We start from the raw sequence: 20811 nt of genomic DNA, 5'->3' as shown, positions 1-20811 counted from the left end.
GCAGATGGGACGGGCCCTACCTTGTCTCCACAGTCAGGTGGACCACCTCGTGCACGGGCCGGAGGCGGCGGCGAACGTCGTCCGCGTCGTCACCGACCACCGACACGATGGCGGCATGGCCGGCGGGACCGACGCGCCAGAGGTGAAGGTCGACCACCTGAACCCCCGCCTTCTCCTCGACCAACCCGCGTATTTCGTCTTCGACATGCGAGTCGGCCATGTCGAGCAAAACCGACGAGGCCGCCCGCATCAGCGACCACGACCAGACCGCGATGACGACGGCACCGACGAGCCCCATGACCGGATCCAGCCACACCCACCCCAGGTAACGTCCGCCAAGAAGCGCGGCGATGGCAAGCACCGACGTCAAGGCGTCCGCCAACACGTGCACGTAGGCGGAGCGCAGGTTGTTGTCGTGGCCATGTTCGACATGGTCATGGGTGTCGTGGTGATGACGGTGGTGGTCGGGACCAAGCAGAACGGCGCTCAGAAGATTGACCAGCAAGCCCAGCACGGCAATGGCCGTCGCTTCCGAAAAGGCTACCGGTTGCGGGCTGAGGAAGCGGAGAACGGACTCGACGGCGATGCCGAGCGCCACCAGGCCGAGAACCAGAGCCGACGCGAAGCCCGCGAGGTCGCCGATCTTGCCGGTCCCGAACGTAAACCGCCGCTCTCCCGCGTATCGGCGCGCCAGGAAATAGGCGACGGCCGCCACTGTCAGCGCACCGGCGTGCGTGGCCATGTGAAAGCCATCGGCAAGCAGCGCCATGGAGTTGAACATGAGACCGGCGACGATTTCGCCGACCATCATTCCCAGCGTCAGCAGAACGACCCAGAGGACCCGGCGGGTGTTGCGATCATGATCGCGGCCGAGAAAGACGTGATCGTGGACAATTCCGCCAACTTCAGACCGCTGCATTCCACTGCCTCATTTTCCATAGCGGCGAATGACGTCCATCAGTTCGTCGGCCGCTGCCGAACGCGTGGAATCGTCGATCCCCGGGCGGGCGACATGTTCGTGAAGGTGCCCCTCGATCAACTCGTCCATCAGCCCCAGCACAGCGCCGCGAACGCCCGCCACCTGATGCAGAACGACGGCGCACTCCGCCTCGTCCTCCAACGCTTTCTCGATGGCGGCTATCTGTCCGGCGATACGCCTGACACGGGCGAGCAAGGGTTTTTTGTTCGTTTTGGTGTGCATGATAGGATACCCCCCTATCCTATATGAATAGGAACCGTTCGCAAGTACTAACCGCATCCGCGCACGACTTTGCGTTGGCGGAGAGGCATCCAGCCCAAAAGCAATCGAACGAACGGGAAATGCAAGACCATCGCGGGCGGTCCCTGAACCGCGCCGCTCACCATGGATCGCAGAGGGACGAGGCCTACTCGTGCGAAACGGCCAGACCGGCCTCGTCGAAGAAGTGCACCGCCCCCTCGAAGGCCAGACCGACACGCTCGCCAAGCCTTGCCGTCGTATCCCCTGCGACGCGGCAAGTCATCTGCCCGAGCGGGCCTGCGTCGATGATCACGAAGGTATCCGCGCCGAGGTATTCGATGACGTCGACGATGCCATCGCAGACGCCGCTGCCTGCCTCACCCAGAGCGATGTGTTCGGGGCGAATGCCGAGCCGGGTGGCAGGGCATGTGCCCGCAAAGTCTCCGCCTCGGCCGCCGACAAGTTCGTAGCGGCCGCTCTCGGCACGGCAGGGGATCACGTTCATCTTCGGGCTGCCGATGAACTGGGCGACGAAGAGATTGTTCGGCGCCTCATAAAGCTCGCGCGGCGTGCCCACTTGGGCAATCCGGCCGTACTCCAGCACCACGATGCGGTCGGCGAGCGTCATCGCTTCCGTCTGGTCGTGGGTGACGTAGATCATGGTGCGTTGCAGGCTGCGGTGCAGCTTGGTGATCTCGTAGCGCATCTCCACCCGAAGCGCCGCGTCCAGATTGGAAAGCGGCTCGTCGAACAGAAAGGCGGTGGGATCGCGAACGATCGACCGGCCGATGGCGACGCGCTGCCTCTGGCCGCCGGAAAGCGCCTTCGGCCGACGGTCCAGATAGGACTCCAGCTTGAGGATACGGGCGGCCTCCGCCACCTTGGCCTCGATTTCCGCCTTCGGGCGCCCGGCCGTCTTGAGCGAGAAGCCCATGTTCTCGCGCACGGTCATGTGCGGATAGAGGGCATAGGACTGGAACACCATGGTCAGCCCGCGCTTGGCGGGCGGATCGGCGGTCACGTCACGCCCATCGATCAGAAGACGCCCGCGCGAGGTTTCCTCAAGGCCGCCGATCATCCGCAGCAAGGTCGACTTTCCGCAGCCCGACGGGCCGACGAACACCACGAACTCGCCGTCCTCGATGGCGAGATCGATACCCTTGATGACCTGCAGGTCGCCAAACCATTTCTCGACGTGCTGAAGTTCGATCCTGCCCATCATGCCCCCCTTGCCGACGGTGACGCCCAGGCCAGCCAGACGGCGGCGGTCCAGGTAAACGTGCCACCACCTGCCGGGCTGCCGTCGATCGGGTCGAAATACTCCGCAAAGCCGTGCTCGCCGATCAAGGCGCGGGTGGTTTCGCGCAGGCGCGCCGCATGATCCCTCCGCCCGCAGCTTTCCAGACCGAGTCCGATCAGCGTGTTGAAGACGGCCCACACAGGACCGCGCCAATAACGCTTCGAGTTGAACTGGGGATGGCCGGGGTCAAGGCTCGGCACCGCGTAGCGTTTGGCGGACCAGACGCGTTCGATCTGCGACAGCATGCGCTCGTCGTCGACCCCGCCATACCAGTTCAGGAAAGAGGCGCAGGTCACGCAGCCGGAAAACTTCCGCGCACGGGTATCGAAACTGTCGTAGGCGCCGATCTCTTCGTTCCAAAGTCCGGCGGCGCCGGCTTCAAGCTCGCCAATCCAGGTCTCGATCTCGCCGACATCCTCGCCAAGCGCACGGCCGAGGATGGCGAGGTCGCGGTTGGCGCGCATCAGGATGAAGGTCATGGCCGGATCGGCGACGCGGAAGGGATTCTCGGTCCTCATCGCCGCCTCGTCCCAACGCAGGCGACGGCCGAGCTGCACGAGCCAGATATAGCGGTCGTAGTCGTATTTTGTCGGCCGCATCGCCGGATCGACATGGCTTGTGTCGCGGCGCTTGTACTCGCCGACCCCGACGGGATCGATGGCGGCCATTGCCCCATCCCAATCGGGCGCATTGTCCCGGCCTGCCTCCCACGGGTGCGTCACCACAACCGCGCCTGCCTCGGTCCGCCAGTCGCGGAACCAGCGATGCCAGGCCACGAGCTTGGGGAAGAGAGCTCGAGCATGGGGCTCGCCGAGGGTCCGGTCCTTCTCGAAGATCGCCCGTACGAAGGTGGCCGCGACCGGCGGCTGGCTGATGCCGGATGACAGGATGGGACCAATGCCCTCCGCACCCCAGACGTCGGGCCCAGGGAAGTAGCCGGCGTTGGGGCGGTGGAACAGGATGTGCGGCACCATGCCGTTCGGCCATTGGCCGGAAAACAGCGTTTCGAGTTCGGTCCAGGCCCTCGCCAGGTCGAACTCGGCGAATCCCCAGGCGGCGAAGGCACTGTCCCAGTTCCACTGGTAAGGATAGAGGCCGTCGGTCGGCAGGGTATATCCGCCACGGTCGTTGCCGCGCAGGATGTCGCGCGCACGTCGGTCGAGGTCTTCGTAGTCCATGGTCATCCCTTGACGCTTCCGGCCGTCAGGCCCTTGGTCATGAATTTCTCGAGGCCGAGGAACAGCACCATGATCGGCACGGTGGCGACCACCGCGCCGGCCATCAGGTACTGCCTTGGCACTTCGGAGGAGTTGAGGCTGGTGACCGCGCGCGTCAGGGTGAAGATCGCGGGGTCGTCGAGGAGCATGAAGGCAAGCAGGAACTCGTTCCAGGCGATCATGAAGACGTAGAGCGACACGGAGGCCAGCGCCGGCAGCGAAAGCGGCAGGGTGATCTTGGCGATCACCTGGAGACGGTTGAGGCCGTCCATCAGTCCGGCCTCCTCGACCTCCGTCGGCAGGCCACGGAAGTAGCCTTGCAGCATGTAGAGGGCGACCGGGATGGTAGTCACCGGGTAGATCAGCAGCAGCCCTGGGATGGAGTTGCGCAGACCGGTGACGGAGAAGGCGATGTAGATCGGCAGCGCCAGCACGATCATCGGCACCATGTAGATGAGCAGGATGCCGCGCGAGAAAGCCGTGCGCCCCCGGAACCGCAAGCGTGCCACCGCGTAGGCGCCAGGCACAGAGAACAGCAGCGTGACCAGCACCGTCACCACCGAGACGTAGAAGGACGTCCACATGTAGGTGCCAAAGCGGTAGCGGGTGAACAGCTCGCCATACCCCCGGAAGAGGTCCCACCCCTTGGAGAGGTCGACGGTGAAGTCGAGCGGATTCAGCAGCAGTTCCTGCTGGCTCTTCAGGCTCGTCATCACCATCACGTAGAAGGGGATGACCACGATCGCCGTGAAGAACAAGTAGCCGAAGCCGGTGAGGAAGCGGATGATCGCCGCTTCGAGTTCGTGCCGTGTCAGAACGCCTCCCGGCAGGCCCGCCATGAAGGCGACGACCGGGCCGGCGATGGCGACGGCGAGAACGAAGCTGCTTGCCGAAACAACGATCGACGATCCGCCGCCTTCGACCGCCGCGAGCGGACCGTGCCCGATGACGACGGCGACAAAAGCCGTCACCACAGCCAGCACAATCACGATGATGGGGCGAAGCTGAAACGCGGCTCCCAGTCCAGCAACGATACCGATCGCCACACAGCCGGTGGCGACCGGCACGGCGGGGCTGCCGGCGGAGAGGCTCACCGCGACCGCCATCGTCCACGCCGCGATGATGGACCATATGGCGCCAAGAACCGCGCCGGTGAAATATCCCGACCTCAGCGCCTTCATAGTCCTTCCTCCCGGCTGACGAAGCGAAAGAACAACGCCGAGAAGACGACCAGGCAGAGAAACACCACGACGGCCACGGCGGCGCCGGCGCCGATGTTGGACACGGCAAAGGCCTGCTCGTAGACGTCGACCGTCAGCGTTCGCGTTCCCGCGTTGCCGCCGGTGAGCAGGAAAATGTCGTCGAACTTGTTGAACGTCCAGATGAAACGCAGCAGGAACAGCACCGAGAGGATGCCCATCAGCTGCGGCAGGCTCAGATACCAGAACTTCTGGAATGGCGATGCGCCGTCCATGTCGGCCGCCTCGTACATGTCGCTGTCGATCGACTGAAGACGGGCGAGAATGAACAGGAAGGACAGCGGAAAGTAGCGCCAGGCCTCGAAGACGATCACCATGATCAGCGCCAGCGGCTTCTGGCCGAAGAAGTTGATCGTCTCGGTCGTCACGCCCATGCGCACCAGCAGCGTGTTGATCGAGCCCGAGAACGGGTCGAGCAGGATGACCCAGGTGAAGGCGACGGCAATGACCGGAGCAACATAGGGAAACAGGTAAAGTCCACGCAGCACGCCCTGCCCCCGGAAGCTCTTGTTCAGCAGAAGGGCGGCGAAAAGGCCCAGCACCATGGCGCCAACGGTGCCGGCCACGGTGTAGACGAGCGTGATGACAAACGCGGTCCGGAACTCCTCGCCGTCGAAGATGCTGGCAAAGTTGGCGGTGGTGAACGTGAGGTTGGTCAGGACGTTCTCGGCATCGCCGTCGATGACGGGCGGGCTGGCCTCGATGTCGCCGCCTTCGAGGTAGGACGCGCCCACGGTGACCGGGATGCGCAGTTCGTCGCGGAAACCGCCCTGCCAGGTACCCAGGCGGCAGGTCAGCTGACGGCCATCAAGCTCGCAGCGTGGATCGAGGGTGCGAACGTCGAGGCCATCCGGCAGAACGTCGCTCAGAACGACGTCGCTGATTTCCTTGGATTGGCTCGAGTTGCGCAAACGATAGCGGATGTCGGCGTCATCGCCAGCCGCGGCGGGGCGGCCGCGAAGATCCTCCCGCACGATCGGCGCCGGGGGACGGAGATCGGACAGAGTGACCGGCTTCACCGAAATCCAGAACACGGCGAGGAGCGGCAGCAGGACCACCAGCGAGACGATCGAGATGGTCGGCAGCAGCATGGACCAGGCGAGGCGGGCTTCGCGGCGGGCCAGCGGGCCGCTCCCCCTGGGCGGGGAGATGGCAGTCATGGGTCAATACTCCGGCACGTCCGGGCGCTTCTTGCGCCCGGATGCTGGTTCGCGGGCCGGGCACAGTCGCCCGGTCCTCGCCGTTCGTCACTTGATCTTCGCGAGCTCGGTGTTGAGAAGCGCCACCGTCGCCTTGGCATCACGGGCGCCGTCGAGATACTCGCGGACGATCCGGTTGATCTCGCGGCTGTTGTTCATCTTGGAGGCCAGCGACAGCTGCCCCTCCTTGACGCCCCAGCGCTCCGCCACGTCGAGCCCGCCGGTCACTTCCTTGATCACGTCCGCCGAGTAGAGGTCGCCAAGCGGCATCTTGCGATCGACACCGACCGGCAGTTCCGCCCAGGCCTTCTCGAACTTCTCCGGATCGTCGGCCGTCCCCCGGCGAACCGGGAACTTGCCCTCGGGCGCCATCGACAACGTGGCGGTGTAGCCCTGATCCATCGAGTATTTCACGAAAGCCTCGGCCGCGTCCGTGTCGGCGTCGGTCGTGATTCCGAAGTAGCGAATATCGGCCCAGGCGGCTCCCTCGGGGTTGGAGGGACCAGCAAGCTTCGTCACGATACCCGTCTTCTTGGCAAGCTCGGTGGTCGTCGGGTCCTTGTTGATCGTCACCGGAGCCGCATCGCGCAGACCGGCCATCTCGTCGAGGATGAACGGCGACCAGATGATCATCGCCGCCTTGCCGGCGAAATAAAGCTCGCGCGACTGCTGCCAGTAGAGCTCGCCCGGGGGCGAGGCTTCCGCGAGTTTCTTGTAGAACTCCAGCACCTCCACCGTCTTGGCTTCGTCGAGCGGTGCAAAGCCATCCTTGCCCACCGGCGACACGCCGTTGGCGAGGAAGATATGCTCCAGCATCTGGCTCATGTAGTTGTCGTCGATCTTGGTGGCGGCGACGAAGCCGTAGATTTCCGGCGGCTTGGACAGCTTGTCGATGGCAGCCACAACATTGGCGTAGGTGGATGGCGCCTCGAGCCCCGCGGCGTCGAAGAGGTCCTTGCGATAGACGATCATCTGCGTCCATCCATCGACAGGCACCGACGCCCATCCGTCTGCCTGCGCAGCCATCGCCAGGGCGCCGGGCGCAAACGTGTCCTTGCCGAGCTGTTCGATGACGTCCGTCGCCGCCTCCGTGTCGAGAATGCCGGCTTCGGCCCAGGGCAGCGCATATTGAAGCGTGTGATAGATCACATCCGGCAGGTCGCCAGCCGCGTAAGCGGCCGTGGCGCGCGTTCCGAGATCGCTCTCGGTCACCGGAATCACGTCAACACTGGTGCCGGTCTCCTTCTCAAAAGCAGCGGCGATCTCCTGCTGCTTGGCTAGACGCTCGGGCTGTTCCTCCGTCGTCCAAAGCCTGAGATCGGCGGCGAAGGCGGGCAAAGTCAGCAGTCCTATCGCCGTGCAGACCATCAGTCTTGCGGTAACTCTTGAAGCTCGGGACATGTCATCCTCCCTTTTCGATCATCTTGCGACTGTCGGGCAACCAATCCCTGTTGCCGCCGCCCTCCCAGACGGATCGGCCAGATTGGCTTCTATCGGTCGGGCCGACGCTCCGAACGCCGGCCGGTCGCGCGCGCCACGTGCTCGCGAAGTTCGGCCGAACTCATCATCGGCCGTGCGGCGGAGCCGCGATCGAGGAAGCGCGCGTGGGCGGTTTCCCTCAGATCGGCCGGGTTTTCGCCGCGGATACGGCGAATCAGGAGATTGGCGAGGTGCAGACCGGCGACGCGGCTGTCGACCTCGAAGGTGGCGAGCGGCGGCGTCGACCACGCGCCTTCGGGAACGCCGTCGTAACCGATGACAGAGAGGTCCCCGCCGACCCTGAGCCCCAAGGCCATCGCCCGCCGGCATACGCCGAGGGCGCACATGTCGGTGGCGCAGAGGATCGCCGTCGGCGGCTCGTCGGCGGCCAGCAACCTGTCCGCTTCGCGCATTCCGGCATCGACCGTGTAGGCGCCGCCACCGACGATGGCCGGATCGAAAGGAAGACCAACAGCTTCGATGCCGGTTCGATAGCCAGCGCTTCGGACGGCGGAATAGTAGAAGCCGTCACCACCGCCGATGTAGCCGATGCGCCGATGGCCGAGGCCGTGCAGATGGCGAACGGCGAGAACCATGGCATCCTCGCCGAGGATGTCGAAATAGGCGCAACTCTCCGGATCGGCAGTTCGGCCGAACAGGACGAAGGGTATGGAAAGGCGGCGCAACATGCGAATGCGCTCGTCGGCGACCTTCGTGCGCGGCAGCACGAAGCCGTCCGCCTTCCGCTCGTCGATGAGGCGCCCCATGGTCGCGAGCATGTCTTCTTCGGTGGTGGCCGTGGCGACGGTCAGGGTCCAGTTCTCGGCACTGGCCGCCGAAGACAGGCCGGCAAGGAAATCGGCGACGAAAGGACGCTGACCGTCCTGATCGCCGACCTGGAGGACGATGCCGAGCGAACGAGCGCGGCCGGTCCGGATCGCCTGCGCATGGCTGAGCGGAGTGTAACCAAGCTCGGCCGCCTTGTGGCGGACGCGGGCCCGCGTGCTCTCGGATATGTCGGTGTAGCCATTGAGCGCGCGCGAGACGGTCGCCTTGGTCAGGCCAAGCGCCTGCGCGACGTCGGATATCCTGGCTCTCGGCGCCCGGCGCTCTTCGGGCTCGCTATCCCTGACAAGCACGTTCGTATCCTCCCTGGAATGGGAGCTTCCGCACCGAAACCGGTTTCGGCAAGAGGTCGTTCGGAGAAAAGTGACCTAGCGCACCAGCGCTACAGGCAGAAAGCGCTTCTATCGGTGGGAACTCCGCCACAGACTTTGGCGACGGCAACCACTCGGGGCATGCGAAAGACGCGAAAAAGCCGGCACCCCGAGGGATGCCGGCTTTCTGGAACGGGAGTGCCTGGGATGGCACCCCGGCGGAGGAGCAGTCCGTTTCCTTTTGTCCGAAGATCGATCAGCGCTTCGGTTCGGCGATCCAGGGCGCCATGGACACGTCGGCCTTGGAGAACTGCGGCAGCTTGGCCGCGAGATCGTCCATGTTCTTGATGCCCTTCTCGATCAGCATCTGCCGGGTGATCAGCGTCGGCGGCACCACCACCTGCGCTCCGGTATCGACACCGGCAAGCTGAAGGGCCAGCGTGCGCACGCAGACTTCGCCGACGACAGCCGACGACGTCGCGGCCGTGGCCGCCCAGGCGCTCTTGTCCTCGACCATGGCCGAAATGTCCGGCGTCGAGATATCGGCCGAGTAGATCTTGATCTGCTCGCTGAGACCTGCCTCATCGACGGCCGTCTTGGCGCCCTTGGCGAACTCGTCGTAAGGCGCGAAGATGACGGTGATGTCCGGATTGGCGCGCAGCACGGCCGCCGTCTGGTCGGCAACCGAGTTGGCGATCGGGTTGTTCATGGTACCCCAGTGGGCCACTTCCTGAATGCCGGGGTACTTCTTCTTGAACGCCTGCCAGGTTTCGTCGCGGCGATCGAGCGGCGCGATGCCGGGCACGTAGACGTAACCGGCCTTGAAGCTCTCACCGTTGTCGGCGATCGCCTGCTCGAGGGCGAGACGGGCCAGCTCGCGATCGTTCTGCTCGATCTGCGGGATGGCGGGGTTCTCACAGTTGACGTCGAAGGCGACGACCTTGAAGCCTTCTTCCACGGCCTGGGCGGCCGGATCCTTCAGAGTCTCGGTAAGGCCGTGCTGAAGGATGATGCCGTCGACGCCGAGGTTCATCGCCTGCTGCAGCATTTCGGCCTGAAGCGCGGCGTCCTGACGGGAGTCGAGCACGTGCAGGTCGAAGCCGAGCGCTTCGGCCTGGCGCGTCACGCCGGCAAGGTAGAACTGGAAGAAGTCGCCGGTGGAGAGATAGCGCACCAGCGCGATCTTGATCTTGCGCTCGCCGACGATGCCCGGGGCGCCTGCGATGCCCTCTGCGAAGGCGGCACGGAGCGGCAGGCCGCCGGCCACCGTGGCGGTGGCAAGGCCGGCAAGAAATGTCCTTCTGTCGATAGTCATTTTCTCACTCCTCAAATGACGTTTCCATTGTCGTCGCCGGTGCGCGCCTCCTCCGCGCGCCGCGGCTTACCTCGCGTTTTCCAATTGGGCCGAAGCCGGCTCAGCGACGCTGCGAGGACGCGAAGCCGAAGGTGAACAACAGGGCGAAGACAAGGACGAGGCCCTTGACGAAGTCCTGCGCATAGTAGGGGGCGTTGAGCATGGTCAGGCCGTTGAGCAGCGTGCCGACGAACAGGGCGCCGATCGCCGTCCCGAATACGTTGGGCTTCTTGGCGCCGAGCACCGCGTAACCGATCAGCGCGGCGGCCACCGAGTCGAGCAGCAACGATGAGCCGGACGTCACGTCGCCGCGCCCGACGCGCGCGGCCAGCAGGATGCCGCCGATCGAGGCGAACAGACCCGAGATCATGTAGGCGGCGATCTTGTAGCGTTCGACCGGCGCGCCGGCGAGGCGGGTGGCCTTCTCGTTGCCGCCGATGGCATAGAGCACGCGGCCATAGCGCGAGCGCTCCATGAACACCCAGAGGATGACGGCGGCCACCAGCATGATGATCACCGGAAGCGGCACCAGATCGAACAGGCGGTAGCGGCCGAGCGCCAGGAAGGCGTCGGTGAAGCTGCCGGTCGCCGCCGAGCCGTCCGACAGGGTCATGCCCTTGGCGATCGAGCGGCCGCCGGTCGGGATCAGTTGCAGGCCGAGCAGCAGGAACATCATGCCCAGCGTCGCCAGAAGGTCGGGAATGCGACCCTTGACGATCAGTACACCATTCAGAAAGCCGATGAAGGCGCCGAGAAGCAGGCAGACGATGACGGCCAGCACCGTGCCCTGGTTCAGGATCACCATCACATAGCTCGACGCCATCAGCGACATGGCCGCCGTGGAGCCGATGGAAAGATCGAAGCCGGCGATGGCCAGCGTGACGGTCACACCGAGCGCCAGGAGCGCGGTGACCGACACGGCCTGCAGGATGGAGAACATGTTGCGGGCGTTGGCGAAGGCCGGTTCGAGCCGCCAGAAGACGACGATCATCACCGCGAGAATGATCAGGAGACCGAACTTGATGACGAAGTCCTTGACGGTGAAGGCGGACTTCGCGGCGCCGGCTTGCGCGGCGCCCACCGGCGCGGCCGGATTGGGAGACTGGGTGCTCATGATGAAAAGCCTTTTGTCCTACGAAGCGTCAGGCGAAGGTTGCGTGGGTGCCGGCGCCGCTGATTTCCGCGACCAGGGCATCGAGCGACAGCCCGTCGATGGAGTGCCCGCCGACCACCGAAAAGTCGCGCATCACGACGATGCGGTCGGCGATCTCGGTCGCCTCCTCGAGATCGGCACAGATGACCAGCGTTGCCCGTCCGGCAGCTGTTTCGCGCAGCCGACGGCCAATGTCCTGGCGGGCGCCGATGTCGACGCCCTGGAAGGGTTCGTCGAGAATCAGCAGCCGGCAGGGCTGGATCAGCCAACGTCCGAGAACAACCTTCTGCTGGTTGCCGCCCGACAGCGAACCGATCGGCACGTCGATGGACGGGCATTTGATGGCGAGATCGCCGACCTGGCCGGTGGCCGCTCGCCGTTCCTGGTCCGGAACCACCAATGACAGTTTGGAGAAATGCCTGAGAAACGGCAGCGTCATGTTGTGCAGCACCGAGAACTCGGCGACCAATGACGAGTTGCCCCGGTCCTCGTGGGCCATGAACACACCCTGAGCGATGGCGTGTTGCGGCGACGCGGCGCTGAGCGGCTTTCCGTCGATCATCACCGAGCCAGCGTGTGGGGTTGCGGTGCCGAACAGGCACTCGGCAAACTCCGTCTTGCCGGCGCCGATCAGGCCGGTCAGCACCACGACTTCGCCCTCGCGGAGGTCAAGGTCGAAGGGAGCGGAGGTCGACGTGAGAGCGAAGTCACGGATTTCGACCACGGTGCGACCACCGGAAACGGCGGCGCGTGTGCCCTCGCTGACGCGATGGCCGACCATCGCGTGGACGATGCCGTCGAAATCGAGCGGCTTTGCGAACTCGGCGCGCGTACGGCCGTCCCGCATGACGACGGCCCGGTCGGCAAGGCGACGGATGTCGGACATGCGGTGACTGATGTAGACGATAGCGACACCGCGCGCCCGGAGATCCTCGATCAGCACGAACAGCCGCGCAGCTTCGGCCTCCGACAGCGACGAGGTCGGCTCGTCGAGGATCAGCACCTTGGGATCGTGCGACAAAGCGCGGGCGATGGCCACGAGCTGACGCTCCGCCTGCCCGAGTTCGCTCATGGCCCTGCCGAGCGGCAGATCGAGCCCGAGGATCGCCTGGATCTCGCGGGCTCGCGCCGCGATGGCGGTCCGGCTGAGGAGCATTGGCCCCTCGGGTCGGCATATCTCGTCGAGCGCCAGGTTCTCGGCCACCGTAAGCTGCTGGACGACGCCATCGTTGATGATCTGGTGGACGGTGTGAATGCCGGCCTCGCAGGCCTCGATCGGCGACCGGAAGTCGACCGCCTCGCCATCAATCTCCATGGTTCCGGAATCGGCGGGATGTACGCCGCAGAGAATCTTGATCAGCGTCGACTTGCCGGCGCCGTTGGCGCCCATCAGCGCCAGCACTTCGCCGCGCCGAATGTCGAGATCGACGTCGATGACCGCATGCGTGCTGCCGAAACGCTTGTTCAGCCCACGGATGCGGATCACCTCCCTCCCTGGTTCTGTCATGCCGAAAACCGCCTCCACGGATGTTTGGCAGAGGGCCCCTCCAGACCCCGATGGCGGCAACCTAGCCACAAGAACGTCAATTGTCAATCGATCTTGACAAATGACGAAAAGCGGAACAACTTCCACCTCCAGAAACCCTTGCCAGCATGAGGAGCGACAGCTGTCGTGGCGGGGTTCGAGTAGCGAGGGATGGAGAAGACCCCATGACAGACGTTCGGAGCGCCCGCACCGGCGGCGCCGATTACCGGCCGATGACCGAGAGCACGCTGGCGCCCTATCTCGCAGGCTTTTCGGAGGTGACGACCACCCTCGGCGGCACGTCGTCGGACTGGAAGGTCACCGAGGTCGGCGACGGCAACCTCAACCTGGTGTTCATCGTGCGCGGCCAGCAGGGATCGCTGATCGTCAAGCAGGCCCTTCCCTATGTTCGCCTCGTCGGCGACTCCTGGCCGCTGCCGCTCGACCGTTCCTTCTTCGAAACCCAGGCCCTGATCACCGAGAATGCCGCCGCCCCCGGTCTGGTCCCCAAGGTCATCCTGTTCGATGCCATGCAGGCGCTCGTCGTGATGGAGTTCCTCACCCCGCATATCATCATGCGCAAGGGGCTGATCGACGGCGTGGAATTTCCGCGCTTCGCGGCGACCTTGTCAGAGTTCATGGCGCAATCACTGTTCAAGACATCCGACCTCTACCTGCCGGCCGCCGAGAAAAAGAAGCAGATGGCGGTGTTCTGCGCCAACACCGAGCTCTGCCGGATCACCGAGGATCTGGTGTTCACCGACCCCTACAGGGCGGCCAAGCTCAACCACTGGACATCGCCGCAGCTCGACGACATCGCCCTCGAGTTCCGCGCCGACGGTCCGCTCAAGGCGGCGGCGCAGGCGATGAAGCTCAAGTTCCTGAGCCACGCCGAGGCATTGGTGCATGGCGATCTGCATTCCGGCTCGATCATGGCGACCAGTACCGACGTCCGCATCATCGACCCAGAGTTCGCCTTCTTCGGGCCGATGGGCTTCGACGTCGGTGCCCTCATCGGCAATCTCATCCTCGCCTATCTCAGCCAGATCGGCCATGAAGAGACGAAGGGCGGGCGCGACGCTTACCGCGTCTGGATCCTGAAACAGATCACCGACGTTTGGACGCTGTTCTCAGCCCGTTTCGTCGAACTTTGGTCGACGGAAGGCAAGGGCGACGCCTTCACTGCCGAGCTGTTCACCGACGCGGCGAGCCGCGCGGCTCTGGCCGAGGAACAGGCCCGCTACATGCGCGCGCTGTTCGAAGACACGCTGGGCTTTGCCGGTTGCAAGATGATCCGCCGCATCCTTGGCCTTGCGCATGTCGCCGATTTCGAGAGCATCGCCGACAAGGACTTGAGGGCGAGCGGCGAACGGCGAGCATTGCGGCTCGGCCGGGAACTCGTCGTCAACCGGGCACGCTTCGCCAGTATCGACGCAGTGGCCGCCGCCGTGGTCGCCGCCGACGCCACACGCTGACGGCCATCCGGCCGTACCCGACTGACCATAGGGCGGCCCAGCGCCGCCTGCCACAAGCGGACCGCCCGGCGTACCGAGGCACGCGGCGGCAACCGGAGGCTTTCATGAAAATCTACGGCAAATCCATGCGGACGATCTGGGTCGCGGACGACAGCTGGGGCGTCGAGATCATCGACCAGACCAAGCTGCCGTTCGAGGTGAAGACCCGGACGCTTCGCTCCTGGCAGGAAGCGGCGACGGCCATTCGCGACATGGTGGTGCGCGGCGCGCCGCTGATCGGCGCCACCGGCGCATACGGGCTGGCGCTCGCCATGCGCGAAGACTCCTCCGACGACAATCTCGAGCGGGCTTACACCTCCCTGCTCGCCACCCGGCCGACCGCCGTGAACCTCCGCTGGGGCCTTGACGACCTGAAGGGCCGGCTCCTCAAGGTCGCGCCGTCCGAGCGCATGGGCCTTGCCTATCGCCGCGCCGCCGAGATCTGCGACGAGGACGTCGAGACCTGCAAAGCGATCGGCCGGCATGGCCTTTCCATCATCCGCGAGCTCTGGGAGAAGAAGGGAAAGCCGTCGCGCTTCAACGTCCTCACCCACTGCAACGCCGGCTGGCTGGCCTGCATCGACTGGGGTACGGCGCTCGCGCCCATCTACATGGCCTTCGAGGCGGGCATTCCCGTTCATGTCTGGGTCGACGAGACGCGGCCGCGCAACCAGGGCGCCAGCCTCACGGCCTTCGAGCTCGGCCAACACGGCGTCGATCACACCGTGATCGCCGACAATCAGGGCGGCCACCTGATGCAGCACGGCCTCGTCGACATGACGATCGTCGGCACCGACCGCACCACGGCGATCGGCGACGTCTGCAACAAGATCGGCACCTACCTGAAGGCTCTCGCCGCCCATGACAACGGCGTACCCTTCTACGTCGGCCTGCCGTTCACGACCATCGACTGGACGTTGGAAGACGGCGTGCGCGAGATCCCGATCGAGGAGCGCGACGCCCGCGAGCTCAGCCATATGACCGGCCGCACGGCCGATGGCCGGCTGGAGACGGTGGACATCCTGCCCAAGGGAAGCCCGGCGCTCAACTTCGGCTTCGACGTGACGCCGGCCCGTCTCGTCACCGGCCTCATCACCGAGCGCGGCGTCGCCGCCGCCAGCCGCGAGGGTCTTCTCAAGCTCTATCCGGAGCAGAAGGCCAAATGACAAACCGCCCTTGCCCCGCATCGGATATCCGAGTCGGCGCAAGGGCGCGCGCCGGCTCCCCCCGGCCGGCGCCTCTTTCAATCATATCGAGGCAAAAGCAGCCCGCCCCTCGGACCGGCCTAGAGCCGTCCGAGAATATTGCGAGCCGTCGGTTCGTCGGTGATCAGCGCAGTGACATAGCCACCGCGCAGCGCGCCGAGAATGGCGTCGGTCTTGTCCGGACCGCCGGCTGCGGCGATGCGGGTCGGCACGCTGCGGACGTCGTCGAGGGTGATGCCGATCATCCGGTCGTCCATGGTGCCGCGCAGCCAGTTGCCCTCGATGTCGTAGAAGCGTCCGGCGATGACGCCGACGGCGCCGTTGGCGATGTAGTATTTGCTCTCGTCGACGGAGATCAGGCCGGAAGCGAACACAAGGCTGTTGGCCTTCACGGTGCAGACGCCGAACAGCAGTTTGTTGCAGGAGCGGATGCGGGCGAACTGCTCCTGGATCGTCGGTTCGCGCATCAGCGCATCGCGCAAGGCCGCGTTGGACAGGGCCGCCGGGGCATGCAGGTTGATGGATCTGGCATGCAGCCGCCGGGCAATGAAGGCCACGCACTCCTCGGCCGTGAAGCCGTCGTAAGCCGAGCGCTGGCTGCCGATCACCTGCACGACACAACTGTCGGGCATGGCCCTTTCCGGCAGGTTCTCGGCCAGAGACAGCACGGTACGCCCCCAGGCGACGCCCAGAACGTCGCCGTTCACCAGGATCTGGTCGAGATACTGGGCACCGGCGCGGCCGATACGCTCGCTCGGCGGCCGCACGCCGCCGTCGAAGGGAATGACCATGCATTCGGTCAGGCCAAAGGCCTGCTTGAGCTGTTGGGCGAGGTCGATGGAATTCAGCAGCTCCGGCCGCACCACCACCTTGACGTAATGCAAGTCGCGCGCCTGCTGCAGGTAGTTCACCACCGTCGCGCGCGACACCCCCATCAGGTCGGCGATCTGGCTCTGGGTCATCTCGTCGTGATGATAAAGCCAGGACGCCCAGAGAAGCGGATCGGTGAGGTATTCCCCCGGCCGCGGCAGCGGTGTCCGACTGTCCGCCTCGGCCGCCCCCGACCGGTCTGCCTTGTCCTTCGTCCTAGAGCGTAGTGCCATGATCTTCCCAATCCAATCGCCCGAAGCGCTTAACCCCGGATCGACAATTGACAATCTGAGTTAACATAAGCACCCAACCGCGCCAAGTGCCATTGCCCGCCTTGCGTGTCGAACGCACCCGCCGCCCCTCACCGAGGACCCTAGAATGCCTGCGAGCCTTTCCGCCCTCTCCCATCTCGCCCTCAGGACCGAGATCATCAACACGTGCCGTGAAATGAACGCCTCGGGCGTAAACCAGGGCACCTCGGGCAACGTCAGCGTCCGCGTTGGCAAGGATCGCTTTCTGGTGACGCCAACCGGTATTCCCTACGCCGGAATGACGGAAGACCAGATCGTCGAGATGACCTTCGACGGGACCTACTACGGCCCCTGCCGACCAACCAGCGAATGGCGCTTCCACCGGGACATCCTGCAGCGTCGGACGGACATAGACACGGTGATCCACACTCATTCGATGTTTTCGACGGTGATCTCCTGTCTGCGCCGCGACATTCCGGCCGTCCACTACATGGTGGCCGCGGCCGGCGGCGAGAACATCCGCTGCGCCGAGTATGCCACCTTTGGCTCGCAGGCGCTTTCCGACCACGCCCTGACCGCGCTGGAGGGTCGCTTGGCCTGCCTGCTCGCCAATCATGGCCTGATCGTGCTCGGCGCCAACCTCAAGAAGGCCTATTCGCTCCTGGTCGAGGTGGAGACCATCGCCGCCCAGTATTGGCGCGCGCTCGCCGTCGGGACGCCGGTGATCCTCGACAGCGCCGAAATGCAGAACGTCTTTGCGATGTTCAAGGTCTACGGTCGGCAGGACGTGGCAGACACCGACCTCCGCTGCGGTGGCGTGGCAGCGCCTGCCGCCTGAGACCTGTCGACAGTCAGGCCGGTGTCGCGTGAATTTCGACGCCGGCCCCATCGAGCCGGGCCAGTTCGTCGGGGCTCATCAGCACCGCCGCCGTCGAAAGGGCATCGGCGAGAGCGGCCCCGTCCGCCACGACGCTGACCGATGAGAAGGCCGAGGGCACGGCGCCCTTCCGGGGATGCAGGATGTGGCCGACGCGGCCACCGGCGTCGAGAAGCGTACCCGCGACCATCGACGTGGCAATGGCGCGATCCTTGAGGCGAAGCGTATCGGCCAGAGTGTTGCCGTCCGGATCGGCGGCAAGGCCGACCTTCCATCCGACGCCATCGCGGCCACCACCGAGCACCCGGATTTCGCCGATGTCGAGCAGCACGTTATCAAAGCCGCGCGCCTTCAGGAGGTCCGCCACGCGATCGGTGACGTAACCCTGCGCGATGCCGTTCAGCGTCATTGCCATGCCGGGGAGCGAGAAGCGCACGGCGGCTTCGTCGAAGACCACCTGATCGAAGCCGACCAGCGCCAGCCGGTCAGCAAGTTCCGCCGGGGGAAGCGCGTCGCTCCGTCCGCCTGCATAATGGGAGGCATAGGCGGCGAACACCGGTTGAACCGTCGGATCGAACAAGCCGCCGGTCTCTCGGTGGACGCTGCGTGCCAGCGCCAGAAGACGCAGGAAGTCGGCCTCCGGCGCATCGAGACGGCCGGCGGCATTCAAACGGGAGAGCGCGCTATCGGCATGATAAAGGCTGAACAGCCCCTCAAGGCGTGCAATCTCCTTTTCCACAACGGCGAATGTCGCCTCTGCCAGAGCGGCGTCAGTTCCGACAAGCTCGATCGAGGCATGGGCACCCAGGGCGTTGCCGGACCACCGACGCATGGGTGACGCTGCTGAAGCCGGGATACCGAAGGCGGCCGTCGCCGCGAGCGTCGCCCCGATGCGGATGAAGCGGCGCCGGCCGATCGGGCGGGCGAGGAAGTCTGCCATGATGGACCTCACATCTGCATGTCGGAATGATCGGCCGATCCGGCGTTCGCCGGCCCGAGATACTTGTTCGGGATATCCGCCAGCTTGACGACGGCACCGCCTTCGCGTGCCACGAACGCGTCGGCCGCCTTTTGGCTGCCGAAGGGGATCGCCTCGGGCATGCCCATGGCGCCGGCCTGCCGGCTGCCGATGACGAACACAGCCGCGTCGGCGTCGATCCAGTTGTCGCGGCCGGGTTCGGCCCAGTTCGGCGCCTTCTCCATGTCGGAAACGTAGACGGCGGTGACGTCGCCACGCTTCTCGCCACCCCGTAGATAGGTGACGGCGTCACTCACCTGCGAGAACCAGAGTGGCTGCTCCTGCCCCTTCTCATGGATCTGAGCCTTGGGGCCGCCGTGATCGGCGAGGTACATCTGGCAATAATAGCCGAGTGCTTCATCGGTCATGGCAATGGCGGCCGGCTTGACCGCCGCTTCCTCCTTGCAGGCGGCGAGCGGCAAAAACAGGGTGGCGGAGAGCAGCATGGCGGAGAGGATGCGGTTGATCATGGGCGGATTCTCCGGGTGAGGGCCCAGGCGACGGCAAGGCTTGCGGCGAGCCAAAGGACGAGCACGAGAAGCGCGCTGGAAACCGGGAAGGGAAGCGTGTGGGCGAGCCCGTCGAGGCCGGCGATCGGCGCGTTCGACTCGATCAGCGCCAGATTGTAGAGGCGGAAGGCGTCACCGGGGTTGGCCAGAACGAGTGCCGGAAACACCGCCTTGGTGAACATGCCCCCCTGATCGACGATGACGGCTCCGAGCAGCGCAAGGTCGTAAAGCACCACCAGGATCAGCCAGGCGCCGATGGCGAGCGCGGCGGCCGTGCCGGTCTGGCGCGGCACGCCGGACAGGGCCATGCCCAGGGCAATGAAGACGGCCCCCAATAGCACGGCGGTGGCGACGAGCCGCCCCCAGGCGAGAAGACCGGCGTCGTCGGCGCCGTGAACGCCGGCGATCATTACACCAGCGATGCCGTAACCGATGGCGATGGCCAGGGTCAGAACGGCGAGATGGCCGCAGAACTTCGCCAGGACCAGTTCGCCGCGCTTCAGAGGCGTCGCCAGCACCAAAGCCAGCGTTCCGCGTTCGATCTCGCCGGCAATGCTGTCGTACGAGACGAGCAGCGCCATCAGCGGCACCAGGTAGACGGTCAGTGTCGACAGGCTCGCCGCCGTCAGGGTCAGTGCATCGGCCTTGAGAGCACCGCTTGGCCCGGAGCCCAGGAAGGCCAGGGCCAGCGCGAACAGCGTGAAGACCAGCGTTGCCAGCAGAACCCAGCGGTTGCGAAAGGCAAGGCGGAACTCTGTTGCCGCCACCGTCGCCATGCGGTCGAAACCGGTCATTGGGTCGCTCCTTCGACGGTGAGGCCGGAATAGTGACGGTAGACGTCGTCGAGATCCGGCAGGGCGATGTCGATGTCGGCGATATCGGAGCCGAGTTCGGCGAGGCGCGCCAGCGCCCCCACCTTGTCCTCGGCGCGGCAGGTGACGACGACCGACCGACCGTTGACGCGCTCGCCGCCGAGGTGGGCATGCACGGCCTCGACACGGCCTTCGGCCGCCTCGATGCGGATGCGGATCGGCAAGCCGGCCCGGCGAGACAGGTCGGAAAGTGCCCCTTCGGCGCGCAGCTTCCCTTTGGCCAGGATGGCGATGCGGTCGATGCGGTTCTCGATCTCCGACAGCGAGTGCGAGGAGAGCAGCACCGCCGTGCCGGCGCGGGCCGAGGCCTCCAGCACGTCATAAAACTCGCGCCGCGAAACGGGATCGAGACCGGAGGTCGGCTCGTCCAGCAGCAAAAGGCGCGGTGTCCCGATCAGGGCCTGAGCGAGGCCGAGGCGCTGACGCATGCCCTTGGAATAGGTGCCGACGGCCCGTTTGGCGGCATCGGCGATGCCGACGACTTCGAGAAGCGGCAATGCCGCCTTCGGTGCGACGCCTTTCAGACGAGCGAAATGGGTGAGAATCTCGGTGCCGGTCAGAGCCTTCGGAAAGGCCACCTGTTCGGGCAGATAGCTGACCGCGCGGCGTGCCGCATCCGAGCCGGGGATGACGCCGCCAATGGACAGACGACCGGCGGCCGGTTTCAGGAAGCCGAGTACGGTCTTGAACAGGGTCGACTTGCCGGCGCCGTTGTGGCCGAGCAGCGCCACCCGCTCGCCCGGTGCGACGGTAAGGCTGACGCCGTCCACCGCCGTCACGGCGCCGAAGCGGACGGTCAACTCTTCCACGGAGAGAACGGTGGCGTCCGTCAT

General features: G+C 65.3%; 19 protein-coding genes. 3 read left to right on the top strand and 16 right to left on the bottom strand.

Annotation, left to right across the window (positions count from 1 at the left end):
* Positions 1–16 precede the first annotated feature (16 nt).
* The 11 genes from dmeF to M4J39_RS09805 form a co-directional block, all read right to left on the bottom strand.
* Positions 17–919: a CDF family Co(II)/Ni(II) efflux transporter DmeF gene (dmeF, locus tag M4J39_RS09855; RefSeq protein ID WP_251727673.1), complete on the bottom strand. Its 903-nt coding sequence runs from the start codon at positions 917–919 to the stop codon at positions 17–19.
* Between the two features lie 9 nt (positions 920–928).
* The gene (locus M4J39_RS09850; protein ID WP_251727672.1) at positions 929–1201 is read right to left on the bottom strand and encodes a metal/formaldehyde-sensitive transcriptional repressor; all 273 of its coding nucleotides are present in this window, start codon (positions 1199–1201) and stop codon (positions 929–931) included.
* A 184-nt stretch (positions 1202–1385) separates the two neighbouring features.
* Positions 1386–2438, bottom strand: a complete 1053-nt coding sequence (locus M4J39_RS09845; protein ID WP_251727973.1) for an ABC transporter ATP-binding protein — start codon at positions 2436–2438, stop codon at positions 1386–1388.
* Positions 2438–3703, bottom strand: coding sequence for a hypothetical protein (locus tag M4J39_RS09840; RefSeq protein ID WP_251727671.1), 1266 nt, complete (start codon positions 3701–3703; stop codon positions 2438–2440). The genes M4J39_RS09845 and M4J39_RS09840 overlap by 1 nt, the downstream gene beginning before the upstream one ends.
* Positions 3700–4917: a carbohydrate ABC transporter permease gene (locus M4J39_RS09835; protein ID WP_251727670.1), complete on the bottom strand. Its 1218-nt coding sequence runs from the start codon at positions 4915–4917 to the stop codon at positions 3700–3702. The genes M4J39_RS09840 and M4J39_RS09835 overlap by 4 nt, the downstream gene beginning before the upstream one ends.
* A complete protein-coding gene (locus M4J39_RS09830; protein ID WP_251727669.1) occupies positions 4914–6155 on the bottom strand; it encodes a carbohydrate ABC transporter permease in 1242 nt (413 codons plus the stop codon). The genes M4J39_RS09835 and M4J39_RS09830 overlap by 4 nt, the downstream gene beginning before the upstream one ends.
* An 87-nt stretch (positions 6156–6242) precedes the next feature.
* Positions 6243–7595, bottom strand: a complete 1353-nt coding sequence (locus tag M4J39_RS09825; RefSeq protein WP_251727668.1) for an ABC transporter substrate-binding protein — start codon at positions 7593–7595, stop codon at positions 6243–6245.
* 89 nt (positions 7596–7684) lie between these two features.
* On the bottom strand, positions 7685–8812 hold the full coding sequence (locus M4J39_RS09820) for a substrate-binding domain-containing protein (protein ID WP_251727667.1): 1128 nt from the start codon (positions 8810–8812) through the stop codon (positions 7685–7687).
* Between the two features lie 274 nt (positions 8813–9086).
* Positions 9087–10145: a substrate-binding domain-containing protein gene (locus tag M4J39_RS09815; RefSeq protein WP_251727666.1), complete on the bottom strand. Its 1059-nt coding sequence runs from the start codon at positions 10143–10145 to the stop codon at positions 9087–9089.
* A gap of 100 nt (positions 10146–10245) precedes the next feature.
* Positions 10246–11298, bottom strand: a complete 1053-nt coding sequence (locus M4J39_RS09810; protein ID WP_371875439.1) for an ABC transporter permease — start codon at positions 11296–11298, stop codon at positions 10246–10248.
* 28 nt (positions 11299–11326) lie between these two features.
* Positions 11327–12844 (bottom strand): sugar ABC transporter ATP-binding protein, encoded by a 1518-nt coding sequence (locus M4J39_RS09805; protein WP_251727665.1) that lies wholly within the window; start codon positions 12842–12844, stop codon positions 11327–11329.
* A 203-nt stretch (positions 12845–13047) separates the two neighbouring features.
* On the opposite strand from M4J39_RS09805, the gene mtnK reads away from it, so the two are divergent.
* Complete coding sequence (mtnK, locus tag M4J39_RS09800) at positions 13048–14337, top strand: S-methyl-5-thioribose kinase (RefSeq protein WP_251727664.1); 1290 nt, start codon at positions 13048–13050, stop codon at positions 14335–14337.
* Between the two features lie 104 nt (positions 14338–14441).
* Entirely contained in the window at positions 14442–15542 is a 1101-nt protein-coding gene (mtnA, locus tag M4J39_RS09795) for an S-methyl-5-thioribose-1-phosphate isomerase (RefSeq protein ID WP_251727663.1), read from the top strand.
* Positions 15543–15661: 119 nt separating this feature from the next.
* Here mtnA and M4J39_RS09790 read toward each other — a convergent pair whose 3' ends face one another.
* A complete protein-coding gene (locus tag M4J39_RS09790) occupies positions 15662–16684 on the bottom strand; it encodes a sugar-binding transcriptional regulator (RefSeq protein ID WP_251727662.1) in 1023 nt (340 codons plus the stop codon).
* Positions 16685–16829: 145 nt separating this feature from the next.
* On the opposite strand from M4J39_RS09790, the gene M4J39_RS09785 reads away from it, so the two are divergent.
* Positions 16830–17540, top strand: coding sequence for a class II aldolase/adducin family protein (locus tag M4J39_RS09785; protein WP_251727661.1), 711 nt, complete (start codon positions 16830–16832; stop codon positions 17538–17540).
* A gap of 13 nt (positions 17541–17553) precedes the next feature.
* On the opposite strand, the gene M4J39_RS09780 is transcribed toward M4J39_RS09785, so the two are convergent.
* From M4J39_RS09780 to M4J39_RS09765, 4 genes are read right to left on the bottom strand one after another with little or no spacing between them, the layout of a single operon-like run.
* Positions 17554–18519 (bottom strand): FAD:protein FMN transferase, encoded by a 966-nt coding sequence (locus M4J39_RS09780; protein ID WP_251727660.1) that lies wholly within the window; start codon positions 18517–18519, stop codon positions 17554–17556.
* Positions 18520–18527: 8 nt separating this feature from the next.
* A complete protein-coding gene (locus M4J39_RS09775) occupies positions 18528–19067 on the bottom strand; it encodes a nitrous oxide reductase accessory protein NosL (protein WP_251727659.1) in 540 nt (179 codons plus the stop codon).
* Entirely contained in the window at positions 19064–19900 is an 837-nt protein-coding gene (locus tag M4J39_RS09770) for an ABC transporter permease (RefSeq protein ID WP_251727658.1), read from the bottom strand. The genes M4J39_RS09775 and M4J39_RS09770 overlap by 4 nt, the downstream gene beginning before the upstream one ends.
* Positions 19897–20811, bottom strand: coding sequence for an ABC transporter ATP-binding protein (locus M4J39_RS09765; protein WP_251727657.1), 915 nt, complete (start codon positions 20809–20811; stop codon positions 19897–19899). Before M4J39_RS09765 ends, M4J39_RS09770 begins: the two co-directional genes overlap by 4 nt.

The organism is Pleomorphomonas sp. NRK KF1 (genome assembly GCF_023721755.1).
In the GTDB taxonomy this organism is placed as follows: Bacteria; Pseudomonadota; Alphaproteobacteria; order Rhizobiales; family Pleomorphomonadaceae; genus Pleomorphomonas.
Note: the sequence above shows the minus strand (reverse complement) of the source record. Positions and strands in the feature narration are given on the sequence as shown.